Here is a 12,971-nt window from a genome sequence, read left to right as displayed (position 1 = left end):
GTTAATCTGTATTGAATGGTTTTAAAAAAAATAAAGAGAATAACCATGAAGAGGTAAATCAACAAAGAAGTTAGCTATACATCGCCTCAATCTGCTCCTTATAACGTTGCAAAATGACTTTTCGGCGTAATTTTAGGGTAGGCGTGATTTCTTCTAACTGTGTGCTGAATGCTTGGGGTAACAGTGTGAAACGTTTGATTTGTTCCCAACCGGCTAATTCTTTTTGGAGATCATTAATTCGACGCTCCAACATTTGAATAATTTCAGAATTTTTTAACAATTCTAAGCGATCCTGATATTTGATATTGACTTGTTTGGCATATTCTTCCAAAGCTGTGTAGCAAGGCACAATAAGGGCGGAAACGTATTTTTTCGCATCAGCGATGACGGCGATTTGTTCGATGAATTTATCTTTGCCGATTTTGCTTTCCAACACTTGCGGTGCGATGTATTTGCCGTTGGACGTTTTCATCAACTCTTTAATACGATCGGTGATGTACAAATTGCCGTTGGCGTCAAATTCACCTGCATCACCGGTTTTTAAAAAACCGTCGGCGGTGAAGGCCTCGGCGGTTTCTTGCGGTTTTTTGTAATAGCCTTTCATGACCATACCGCCGCGTACGAGGATTTCGTTATTTTCGCCGATTTTGACTTCTGCGCCCGGCATTAAGCTGCCGATGGAATTGGCGTTAAAGTTGACGTCGTCCCAGCAGGACACGGTCGCGGTGGTTTCCGTCATGCCATAGCCCAGTTTAATGTTCAATCCAATGCTGTGGAAAAACAAGCCGATAGTCGGTTCCAATTTGGCGCCGCCACATGGCATCATGCGAATGCGCCCACCGAGTAGAGCGCGCAATTTGCCAAGTACCAGTTTGTTGGCGAGGGCATATTGTTGTTTTAATAGAAACCCAATTTTTTGTCCTTTTGAAAGAATATCAAAATGTTGACGACCGATAGCCATTGCCCAATGGAAAATCCATTGGCGTAATTGGGGTGCGTTGTGCACTTTGTCTAAAATTGCCGTATAAATTTTTTCGTAAAAACGTGGCACGGCACACATTAATGTCGGGCGAATCTCCGTCAAAGCCGACCGCACTTGATTGGTGTCTTCAATATAACAGTTGGTGGCACCGCGATGGAGCACATAGGCCACCCAAGCGCGCTCAAAAATATGAGATAACGGCAAGAAGGAAAGGGACACATCGCTATCATCCACTTTCAGCGCCTGATCGTGCGCTTTCAGTTGATGGGCCAAATTCGCGTAATCCAACATCACGCCTTTCGGCTCGCCGGTGGTACCGGAGGTGTAAATTAATGTGAACAAATCCTCCAAGCATTTGCCATCCAAGCGTTGTTGTAATTCCGTCTGATATTGCTCGCCCGCCATATCAATGAATTCTTGCCAGTGGCAGGCTTTGGTGTGTTCATGCAAATGAATGGTGTTTTTCATTGCCACGATTTTCTGCAATTTCGGGCATTCATCGGCAATCTCAATGACTTGATCATATTGCTCTTGATCCCCCACAAAAATGATCTTCATATCCGCATTATTAATAATAAATTGCGCTTGTTTTGCCGTGTTGGTGGCGTAAATCGGCACGGTGACGGCACGCACTTGCAATGTACCGATGTCGGTAATCGTCCAACGCGGCATATTGTGCGCGAAAATACCAATTTTATCTTGAATATCAATATGATTAGCTAAAAGTGCGAGAGAGATTTTATCGATTTGTTGTTGCAGTTCCGCCCAGGAAATATCTAGCCAGTTATTGTCTTTGAAATAGCGAAGTGCGGTGCGATTTGCCAACGTTTTTGCTTGGCTACGAATGCGGTGAATAAAATGAAAATTGAGGTCCATGGTTAAAAATCCAAAATCAGCTAACAGTTGTGCGCTAATATAGCCGATTGAAGATCAAAACTCTAGCAATAAAACCGTGTTTTGTGGGGATTTATTGTACGTTTGGCCAGTCTGATAAACAGCGGCAAATTATCTCTACAATTCCCCTAAAAATACCGTTAAAATTATGCGTCATCGCTAAAGCGATAATTTATGGCTTCGCCACTGTTAGTAGAGCCAACGTTCAAAATCCTTTGGATTTTGTGACCGCACTTTTTTGTTATTTTAAGGATGTTTATGTCGCAGCCACGTTTTGTTCATTTGCAGGTTCATAGTGATTTTTCCATGATTGACGGTATCGCCAAGGTGAAACCGTTGGTGAAAGCCTGTGTAGAAAACAACATGGTAGCGATGGCGTTGACGGATTTCACCAACTTTTGCGGTTTGGTGCGGTTTTACGGCGAAGCGCTGTCTTCGGGCGTGAAGCCGATTATCGGTGCCGATGTGTTGGTGAAAAGCGAACTATGTGGTGATGAGCCTTTCCATTTAACCTTGTTGGCAAAAAATAACGAAGGCTATAAAAACATCACATTATTACTTTCCCGTGCGTATGAGCGGGGCTATTCCGATTTGCCATACATCGATCAACAATGGTTGGTGGAGCACAAAGATGGCATCATTATTTTATCCGGCGGTGTTCGTGGGGATGTGGGCAGAAAACTGTTAAGAAATAATGCCGACGAACTGAAAAGTGCGGTGGATTTTTACCGTGAATTTTTCCCCGATCATTTTTATCTTACCCTCACCCGTACCGGTCGTCCTGATGAAGAACGTTATATTCAAGCCGCGTTAGAACTGGCTGAACGGGAGCAGTTGCCGGTGGTGGCAACAAATGATGTGTGCTTTTTACAGGCTGACGATTTTGAAGCCCATGAAATTCGTGTGGCTATTCATGATGGTTTCACGTTAGACGATCCGAAACGTCCAAAACTTTATACGCATCAACAATATTTTCGCTCCGAGCAGGAAATGTGCGAGCTATTTGCCGACGTGCCAAGCGCTTTGGAGAATACGCTGTTAATTGCCCAACGTTGTAACGTGACCATTCGATTGGGCGAATATTTCTTACCGCAATTTCCTACCGGTGATTTAAGCACCGAAGATTACCTTGTGAAACGCGCCAAAGAGGGCTTGGAAGAGCGCCTCAAAGTGTTGTTCCCTGATGAAAAAGTGCGTACTGAGCGCCGTCCGGAATATGATGAACGCTTGCAGGTGGAATTGGATGTGATCAACCAAATGGGCTTCCCGGGGTACTTTTTGATCGTGATGGAATTTATCCAATGGTCAAAAGATAACAATATTCCGGTGGGCCCGGGGCGGGGTTCTGGCGCAGGTTCTTTGGTGGCGTATGCGTTAAAAATTACCGATTTGGATCCGTTGGAATTCGATTTGCTTTTTGAGCGTTTCCTTAATCCGGAACGGGTTTCCATGCCTGACTTTGACGTGGATTTCTGTATGGACGGACGCGACTGCGTGATTGAACACGTCGCCGAAATGTATGGACGCGGTGCGGTGTCGCAAATTATTACGTTCGGTACCATGGCGGCAAAAGCGGTAATTCGCGATGTGGGGCGGGTGCTGGGACAACCTTATGGCTTTGTGGATCGTATTTCTAAACTAGTACCACCTGATCCTGGCATGACGCTCGCCAAAGCGTTTGAAGCAGAGCCAAAATTGCAGGAAATTTACGATGCCGATGAAGAAGTACGAGCCATTATTGACATGGCATGTAAGCTGGAAGGCGTCACACGAAATGCCGGTAAGCATGCCGGTGGTGTGGTGATTTCGCCGACACTAATTACGGATTTCTCGCCGCTGTATTGCGATTCGGAAGGTAAACATCCGGTCACCCACTTCGATAAAAATGACGTGGAATATGCTGGTTTGGTGAAGTTTGACTTCTTAGGCTTACGTACCTTAACCATCATCAAATGGGCGCTGGATATGATTAACGCGCGCATGGAAAAAGAAGGCAAACCGTTGGTGGATATCAACACTATCCCATTGGATGATCACCAATCTTTTGAAGTGTTGCTCAATGCCGAAACCACGGCGGTATTCCAGTTGGAATCGCGCGGCATGAAAGATTTGATTAAGCGCCTCAAGCCGGACTGCTTTGAAGATATTATCGCGTTGGTAGCCTTGTTCCGACCAGGCCCATTGCAATCAGGCATGGTGGATAACTTTATCGACCGTAAACACGGGCGCGAAGAAGTGTCTTACCCTGATGCCAACTATCAACATGAATCCCTTAAACCAATTTTAGAGCCAACCTACGGCATTATTTTGTATCAAGAGCAGGTCATGCAAATTGCCCAAGTGTTGGCAGGTTACACACTGGGCGGTGCGGACTTATTGCGCCGTGCGATGGGTAAGAAAAAACCGGAAGAAATGGCGAAACAGCGTTCCGTATTTGAAGAGGGGGCAATCAAAAACGGCGTGGACGGCGATCTTTCCATGAAAATCTTTGATTTGGTGGAAAAATTTGCGGGCTATGGCTTTAACAAATCGCACTCTGCCGCCTATGCTTTGGTTTCTTATCAAACCCTGTGGCTGAAGGCGCACTACCCGGCCGAATTCATGGCGGCGGTAATGACTTCGGAAATGGATAATACCGACAAAATCGTTGGCTTGTATGACGAATGTATGCGCATGGGCTTGAAGGTCGTTCCACCTGACATTAACACCGGGAAACATCATTTTAGCGTGAATGAAAACGGCGAAATTGTGTATGGTATCGGTGCCATTAAAGGCGTGGGCGAAGGGCCGATTGCTGCGTTGGTGGAAGCCCGTGAGAAAGACGGTATTTTCAAAAATCTGTTTGATTTATGTGCCCGCGTGGATTTAAAGAAAATCAATCGACGCACGTTTGAAAGCCTGATTAAATCTGGTGCTTTCGATAAACTCGGTCCGCATCGTGCCGCCTTGCAGCGAAATCTGGAGGATGCGCTACGTGCCTCCGATCAACACGCTAAAGACGAAGCCTTGGGGCAAACGGATATGTTCGGCGTGTTGACGGAAACCAATGAGGAAGTGGAACATTCCTATGCCAATATTGTCCCTTGGACGGAAAAGACCATCTTGGACGGTGAACGGGAAACTCTTGGACTGTATCTCAGCAGCCATCCGGTGAGTCGTTATTTAAAAGAATTGTCCCATTACAGCCCGGTTCGCCTGAAAGAATTAACACCGAATTATCGCGGACAAATGAGCACCGCTAGCGGTTTGGTAGTGAATACGCGTATTGCTGTGACCAAAAAAGGTAACCACATTGGCATTGCTACCATTGATGATCGCTCCGGTCGTTTGGATTTGACCTTGTTCGGCGAAACGCTGGATAAATTCGGTGAGAAATTGCAAAAAGACACCGTGATCGTGGTGTCGGGACAGGTAAGTTTTGATGATTTCTCGCAAGGCTTGCGAATGTCTGTGCGGGATTTGATGACGATTGACGAAGCCCGTGCCCGTTATGCCAAGAGCTTGGCGATTTGTCTGAATCAAGAGCAAATTAACACGACATTTATTAAACAGTTCAAGGCCATTTTAGCGCCTTACAGCGGCAACACACTTCCCGTCCACATTTACTATCTCAGCCCGCAAGGCCGCGCTTTAGTAAAAATGGGCGTGCAATGGTCGGTCAATCCTACCGATGAACTCCTCGGCGAGTTGGTCGAGTTTTTAGGTGAAAGTGCGGTGGAATTGGAGTTTGAATAAATGATAAATAGGAAGAAAAAGTGCGGTGAAATTTCACCGCACTTTTTATTTGTGTCATTTTATGTATTGATTAACCGAGACTTAAGCCGCTTTACTTTCACCCAGTGTGCCGTCATCAATGACGTCCGTTCTCGGCGTGCCGATGATTTACCAAACTTTGGCGCCGTTTTTGAAAAAGACGAAACCGCCGTTTTCCATTTTTGTCCACACTTCGTCTTTGGTGAGCGGCGCTGTGGTAATGATGGTGACTTTGTCGCCGTCTTTAGCGTAATTACTAAAATCAATCACGCCGTCGTCATCAATGCGTTGCGCCTTGCCGAAAGGCGCTTGGCGGGTGATGTAATGTAAATTGGTAGAACAACGGGCGATCATCCATTCGCCGTTGGATAAAATAAAATTAAATGTGCCGTGTTCCGCCAGTTGATTAGTGATTTCTTGGATTGTGGCGAAAATTTGTTCTTCGCTTGTTTTTTTACGAAAGCGACTTTTTAATTGTTCCGCAATATAGCAAAAGGCGGTTTCGGAATCGGTGGTGCCGATTGGTTAGCAGATGGATTCGCTCATATCGGGCAATTCGGTTAAGTTGCCATTGTGTGCGAACACCCAGTTCTCGCCCCAAATTTCGCGAATAAACGGATGGGTGTTTTCGATATTCACATCACCTTGGGTCGCCTTGCGAATATGGGCAATGACATTGAGGGATTTGATGTTGTATTGTTTGACACAATCGGCGATAGGAGAAATATAACCCGGTTTGTTGTCGCGAAAAACGCGTATGCCTTTGCCTTCAAAAAAAGTAATCCCAAAACCGTCGGAATGGGTGTTGGTTAAACCAGCACGATGGCGGAAGCCTTCAAAGGAAAAAACGATATCTGTCGGGACGTTACAGTTCATTCCTAATAATTGGCACATGATTTTTTACCTGATATTTATAACCTTAGATTTAGTGACGATTTAACACGATAATCGAACAAAATTCAATATGGAAGCGCCTGCATTTTTAGAACAAAATGTTTGGTGTAATAACGAATTTTACTGAAAAAAATAACCGCACTTTCATCTTGATTCGACAGAAAGTGCGGTGGGATTTTATGATGTTTTTTCTATACGATTTTAGTATACACCTTGCGCCAACATGGCATCGGCAACTTTCACGAAACCGGCTACGTTTGCACCGACCACATAGTTGATATTGCCTTTGCCGTCAGAACCGTATTTTTTACAGTTCTCGTGAATGGCCAGCATGATGTGGTGCAGTTTGGTATCCACTTTTTCACGGCTCCAGCTTAAACGTTGGGCATTTTGTGACATTTCCAAACCGGATGTTGCTACACCACCTGCGTTGGCGGCTTTGCCCGGGCCGAATAACACGCCAGCTTCAATAAAGGCGCTGGTCGCTTCAATGGTGGTTGGCATATTCGCACCTTCCGCCACCACTTGTACGCCATTGGCGATAAGGGTTTGGGCATCGGCTAATTCTAATTCGTTCTGGGTGGCGCATGGCAGGGCAATGTCCACTTTCAAATACCACGGGCGTTTGCCTGCAACATACTGCAAACCGAATTTATCTGCATAGTCTTTCACTCGACCACGTTGTGCATTTTTGATGTCCATTAATGCAGCTAATTTTTCCGGCGTGAAACCCTCTTCATCAACTACTGTACCGTTGGAGTCGGAACAGCTAATCACTTTTGCGCCAAGCGCCATCGCTTTTTCAATGGCATACTGTGCTACGTTGCCGGAGCCGGAAACTGCCACCGTTTTGCCTTTTAGATCCCGGCCTTTTTCTGCCAACATGGCTTGTACAAAATACACTAAGCCGTAGCCGGTGGCTTCGGGGCGAATTAAGCTACCGCCAAAGCTCAACCCTTTGCCGGTAAACACACAGCCGGTTTGATTGGAGAGTTTTTTCATCATGCCGGTTAAATAACCCACTTCACGCGCGCCCACGCCGATATCGCCTGCCGGCACGTCGGTATCCGGACCGATGTGGCGATAAAGTTCGGTCATTAAGGCTTGGCAGAAGCGCATGACTTCCGCATCACTTTTGCCTTTCGGATCGAAGTCGGAACCGCCTTTGGCGCCGCCCATTGGCAATGTGGTTAAGGCATTTTTGAAGATTTGCTCGAAGCCTAAGAATTTTAAAATGGATTGGTTGACGGACGGGTGGAAACGCATACCACCCTTGAAGGGACCAATAGCGCTGTTAAATTGAATACGGAAAGCACGGTTGACTTGCACTTGGTCTTGGTCATCAGTCCATGCTACACGGAATTGGATGGCGCGTTCAGGTTCAACTAAGCGTTCTAATAAGGCTTCGGAGCAGTATTTCGGGTTTTTCTCAAGGAATGGCCAGATGGAAGTTAACACTTCTCGTACGGCTTGTAAAAATTCCGGTTGGTTACCGTCACGTTGTTCGATTTTTGCTAAGAATTCTTCAAGGGAGGCAACTGTGTTCGACATAAGAATATCTCCTGTTGGTAGTGTGTTTGTATCTGCATTATTTATTTGCGCTTGGCTATATTGCTAAGTCAGAATTACTATGCAACAGGAAATCATACGGTTTCAAATATTTTTACAAAAAAATAATGAAATTTTTTCTTGTTTTTGTTCTGTTTTATATTTTTTCTAAAAAAATGCTTTTTTTAGTTATATGAAATTTATTTTATTTGGTTTTTTGAAAGAAAAGTGTTAGGCGAATCTTATTTTTGCTTCTGCAATGGCTTCCGCGATACATAACGGAGATACCCCGCCTTTGGCGGCGCGTTTATCTAAGCAAGATTGTAAGGAAAGAATGTCGTATACATCGTCCGACACTTTTTCACAGAATTGACGAAATTCAGGAATCGTCAATTCTTCTAAGGCTTTGTGTTGCTTAATAGCATATACCACGGTTTCGCCCACAATATGATGGGAATCGCGGAATGGAACGCCTTTGGCAACCAAATAATCGGCCAGTTCGGTGGCGTTGGAGTAGCCTTTGAGAGCAGATTCACGGGTGCGTTCCACGTTCACTTTGATATCATCAAGCACCAGGGTTGCCATGTCCACGCAATCCTGCCAAGTGTCCAATGCATCGAAAATGCCTTCTTTGTCTTCCTGCATATCTTTGTTATAGGCTAACGGTAAACCTTTTAAGGTCATTAACATACCATTTAACGCACCGATAACACGTCCCGCTTTACCACGAATTAATTCGCAAGCATCAGGGTTTTTCTTTTGCGGCATGAGGGAGGAGCCGGAAGTCACGCGATCGGAGAGTTCCACAAAGTTAGATTCGCCGCTGTTGAAAATAATCATATCTTCGGCGAAACGGGACAAATGCACCATGCTCAGCGAGGCAGCAGAGAGTAGTTCAACGATATGATCGCGGTCGGATACGCTGTCCAAACTGTTACGGGTAGCAAAGGCGAAATCGAGATCTTTGGCGAGCTGTTCGCGATCGATAGGATACGCCGTGCCGGCAAGGGCACCACTGCCTAGCGGACAGCTGTTCATGCGGCGGTAAGCATCGGCTAAACGGGAATAATCGCGATCCAACATTTCCACATAGGCCATACACCAATGAGCGAAAGTGATCGGTTGGGCACGTTGCAGGTGGGTGTAGCCCGGCATCACGGCATCTTGGTTATTTTCTGCGGTGAGCACTAATTTGCGTTGTAATTCGCGAAGGGAATGTTGCAATTCGGCCACCCGCTCTTTACACCACATTTTGATGTCGAGCGCCACTTGGTCATTACGGCTACGACCGGTGTGCAGTTTTTTACCTAAATTGCCAACTTTATCAATGAGTTTACTTTCCACCCAACTATGAATGTCTTCGGCATCATCTTGCAAAATCGCTTGCGGATTCGACCGCACTTCGATTAATAATTCGTTTAATGCTTGTTCTAATTGTTGCTGTTCCTGTGCCGTTAAAATATTGACAGAAACTAAGGCTTTTGACCAACCGATAGAGCCTTCAATGTCTTGCTCTGCAAGGCGATAGTCAAAACGTAATGAGTCGTTAAAATTTTTAAAACGCTTGTCCGCCGCTTGCGTAAAGCGTCCACCCCAAAGTGCCATACTATCCTCTGATTAAAATTACAAAAAATTGGTGAAAAATATATCACATAACGAAAAAATGCGATCAACAAAAATTCATTTTGCGATCGCATTTTTTGTTTAATTGACGACTATTTCAATAAATCTTCGTTTTTGGCATGAATCCATTTGCCGCGTTTTTTATCCATATATTGGAAATATTCATTGGCAAAGGTCCCTTGGGCGCAAGTGAGTTTGTCGCGGCGGGTATTTACCTCTTTGTTTTCTAAGGCTCTATTTAACGTGTCTGGGCCGGTGAGAACAAACACGCCACCATCAATGCGACGATTCTCAATGTTATCTACAATAATATCTAGGGTTTCCTTTAAAAATGGATTGCCTTTGCGACTGGCTAAAAAGAAGTTGGTGTAACGCCCGCGACGGGTGATGAGGACTTCGTCATCTTCCGGGTCGATCATATTATCCAAACAACCCACGAGATGTCCGTCAATATCCATATAAATGCCGCCGTCTTGATAAAGTGTGAATAAGCGCCAAAAATCCGCTTGTGCAGCGCCATCCGTGAGTTGGCTATAGGCAGCAAAAGTACGTGGGTCGGCATATTTTTCAATATAGTCGCTACGCGCTTCAGTGCTGACATAGCGGTAATCGTAACTTAACGAAAATAGGCGGTTGACTAAATAGTTGCAGTAAATCGGCAAAGTCACTTTATTGCTGTAGTTGGTTTGCCAAATGACACGATTAATTTTGCTTGGTTTGCTAGGTTGGCGTTTAGCCGGGCTGAATTCAGGAATCGTAAAGCGCTTTTTCGGAAAAAGTGCATGGAAAGGATAGCTTAAGATTTTGACAATGTTCCCGGTTAAACGTAATAGGCCGTTTGAAATTAAAAGTGCGGTCTGATTTTTTATTGTTTTTTGCATTAAATGAATCCATTTATTCTGTTGAAAAACTGGCTGTACTTTATCACTTTACGCCAAAAGAATAAACGTCAGGAAGGCTTTGAAAGAGAAAACATTACATGGAAAGTAGAGTGGTGGGCGATACCGGTCTCGAACCAGTGACCCCCTCCTTGTAAGGGAGGTGCTCTCCCAACTGAGCTAATCGCCCGACGAATCGGTATTTTAAGATTTTAAGTGGTGGGCGATACCGGTCTCGAACCAGTGACCCCCTCCTTGTAAGGGAGGTGCTCTCCCAACTGAGCTAATCGCCCACGTTAGAATCTTAAAATAGGGAAGTATGCAAAGAAGTGGTGGGCGATACCGGTCTCGAACCAGTGACCCCCTCCTTGTAAGGGAGGTGCTCTCCCAACTGAGCTAATCGCCCACGTCGTTACATTGACAACATTGAGAAACCTTAAAAGTGGTGGGCGATACCGGTCTCGAACCAGTGACCCCCTCCTTGTAAGGGAGGTGCTCTCCCAACTGAGCTAATCGCCCTCAATGTTGTGAGCGAGCATTATAATTGCTCAATGATTTCAGTCAACAAATTTTTGCCAAAAATCCGTTGGTTGTTTTAAAAATAGGCATAAAAACAGATTTTTCCTTATGAATTCAAACAACTCGTAGTACAATGTCGCACAATTATTTGCACAGAAAAAGGTTATAAAATGAAATTAGAAGCATTGTTTAATTTAGATCCAAGCGTGAAAGTGCGCACCCGTTTTGCACCGAGTCCAACTGGTTATTTGCACGTTGGCGGTGCGCGCACTGCACTTTATTCCTGGTTATACGCTAAACACAACCAAGGTGAATTTGTGTTGCGTATTGAAGATACCGATTTGGAGCGTTCCACACCGGAAGCCACACAGGCCATTTTAGAAGCGATGGAATGGTTAGATTTGGCTTGGGGGTACGGCCCATACTATCAAACCAAGCGCTTTGATCGTTATAACCAAGTTATTGATCAAATGATTGAGCAAGGTTTGGCATACCGTTGTTACTGCACCAAAGAACGTTTGGAAACATTACGTCATACACAAGAACAAAATAAAGAAAAACCGCGTTATGACCGTCATTGTTTGCACGAACACAATCATTCTGCTGATGAACCACATGTGGTGCGTTTTAAAAATCCAACTGAGGGTTCTGTGGTATTTGATGACGCGGTACGTGGACGCATTGAAATCAGTAATAGCGAATTGGATGACTTGATTATTCGTCGTACCGACGGCTCACCGACCTATAACTTCTGCGTGGTGGTGGACGACTGGGATATGGGTATTACTCACGTTGTACGCGGTGAAGACCATATTAATAACACCCCGCGTCAAATTAACATTTTGAAAGCTCTTGGTGCGCCGATTCCGGTGTATGCGCACGTTTCCATGATTAACGGGGATGATGGGCAAAAACTTTCCAAACGTCACGGCGCAGTCAGCGTTATGCAATATCGTGACGAAGGTTATTTGCCGGAAGCGCTTATCAACTATTTGGTGCGTTTGGGCTGGGGACACGGCGATCAGGAAATTTTCACCCGCCAAGAAATGATTGATTTATTTGATTTACACTCAGTGAGTAAATCTGCCAGTGCCTTTAACACCGAAAAATTATTGTGGTTGAACCATCATTACATTCGTGAATTGCCAGCAGACTATGTCGCGAAACATTTAGCATGGCAATATCAGGATTTAGGCATTGACACTTCCAACGGGCCGGCATTAACGGAAATCATCACCATGCTTGCGGATCGTTGTAAAACCTTACGTGAAATGGCGCTTGCCAGTCGTTATTTCTTTGAAGAGTTTGAAGCTTTCGATGAAGCTGCTGTGAAAAAACATTTCAAAGCGGGTGCGGTAGAAGCGCTTGAAAAAGTAAAAGAAAAACTGACCGCACTTTCCACTTGGGATTTGCATTCTACTCACGAAGCCATTGAACAAACCGCTGCCGAATTAGAGGCTGGCATGGGGAAAGTCGGTATGCCGTTACGTGTTGCGGTGACCGGTGCAGGGCAGTCGCCTTCCATGGATGTAACCTTAGTGGGAATCGGACGTGAGCGCGTATTAAGCCGAATTCAACGCGCTATTGATTTTATTAACGGGCAAAATGCTTAATATTTAATCTGATAGCGACGAATTGAAAATTTAATATTGACAGACAAAGGGGCGGAATTTATCATAGCCGCCACTTACGGGGATATAGCTCAGTTGGGAGAGCGCTTGAATGGCATTCAAGAGGTCGTCGGTTCGATCCCGATTATCTCCACCAAATTCCAAAATCCTATCAATGCAAATTGATGGGATTTTTCCTTTTGGGCGCATATAGTTATATAACCCGCTGATCGGACAAGAGACGATATTTCCTAAAATAGGTTGTTTTCC

6 protein-coding genes, 5 tRNA genes and 1 pseudogene are annotated in these 12,971 nt (G+C 45.0%); 3 read left to right on the top strand and 9 right to left on the bottom strand.

What is annotated here, in order from left to right:
• Positions 1–70: 70 nt before the first annotated feature.
• Positions 71–1,858: an AMP-dependent synthetase/ligase gene (locus EL144_RS04585; RefSeq protein ID WP_050332877.1), complete on the bottom strand. Its 1,788-nt coding sequence runs from the start codon at positions 1,856–1,858 to the stop codon at positions 71–73.
• 276 nt (positions 1,859–2,134) lie between these two features.
• Between EL144_RS04585 and dnaE the strand changes: the two genes are divergently transcribed.
• Entirely contained in the window at positions 2,135–5,611 is a 3,477-nt protein-coding gene (gene dnaE / locus EL144_RS04580; protein ID WP_032995283.1) for a DNA polymerase III subunit alpha, read from the top strand.
• A gap of 81 nt (positions 5,612–5,692) precedes the next feature.
• Here the strand turns inward: dnaE and EL144_RS04575 are convergent.
• The 8 genes and pseudogenes from EL144_RS04575 to EL144_RS04540 form a co-directional block, all read right to left on the bottom strand.
• Positions 5,693–6,523: pseudogene (locus EL144_RS04575) on the bottom strand (class II glutamine amidotransferase).
• A 201-nt stretch (positions 6,524–6,724) separates the two neighbouring features.
• Positions 6,725–8,074 (bottom strand): NADP-specific glutamate dehydrogenase, encoded by a 1,350-nt coding sequence (gene gdhA, locus EL144_RS04570; RefSeq protein ID WP_005704378.1) that lies wholly within the window; start codon positions 8,072–8,074, stop codon positions 6,725–6,727.
• 228 nt (positions 8,075–8,302) lie between these two features.
• A complete protein-coding gene (argH, locus tag EL144_RS04565) occupies positions 8,303–9,676 on the bottom strand; it encodes an argininosuccinate lyase (protein ID WP_005704377.1) in 1,374 nt (457 codons plus the stop codon).
• Positions 9,677–9,786: 110 nt separating this feature from the next.
• A complete protein-coding gene (locus EL144_RS04560; protein ID WP_005704376.1) occupies positions 9,787–10,575 on the bottom strand; it encodes a glycosyltransferase family 32 protein in 789 nt (262 codons plus the stop codon).
• 111 nt (positions 10,576–10,686) lie between these two features.
• Positions 10,687–10,762, bottom strand: a tRNA-Val gene (locus tag EL144_RS04555).
• A gap of 27 nt (positions 10,763–10,789) precedes the next feature.
• Positions 10,790–10,865: transfer RNA gene (locus EL144_RS04550), tRNA-Val, on the bottom strand.
• 37 nt (positions 10,866–10,902) lie between these two features.
• A tRNA-Val gene (locus EL144_RS04545) sits at positions 10,903–10,978 on the bottom strand.
• Between the two features lie 37 nt (positions 10,979–11,015).
• A tRNA-Val gene (locus EL144_RS04540) sits at positions 11,016–11,091 on the bottom strand.
• A 170-nt stretch (positions 11,092–11,261) separates the two neighbouring features.
• Here EL144_RS04540 and gltX point away from each other — a divergent pair.
• Both gltX and EL144_RS04530 read left to right on the top strand, forming a co-directional pair.
• Complete coding sequence (gene gltX / locus EL144_RS04535; RefSeq protein ID WP_005704374.1) at positions 11,262–12,704, top strand: glutamate--tRNA ligase; 1,443 nt, start codon at positions 11,262–11,264, stop codon at positions 12,702–12,704.
• A 78-nt stretch (positions 12,705–12,782) separates the two neighbouring features.
• A tRNA-Ala gene (locus EL144_RS04530) sits at positions 12,783–12,858 on the top strand.
• Positions 12,859–12,971 lie beyond the last annotated feature (113 nt).

Source organism: Aggregatibacter aphrophilus ATCC 33389 (genome assembly GCF_900636915.1).
GTDB lineage: Bacteria > Pseudomonadota > Gammaproteobacteria > Enterobacterales > Pasteurellaceae > Aggregatibacter > Aggregatibacter aphrophilus.
Note: the sequence above shows the minus strand (reverse complement) of the source record. Positions and strands in the feature narration are given on the sequence as shown.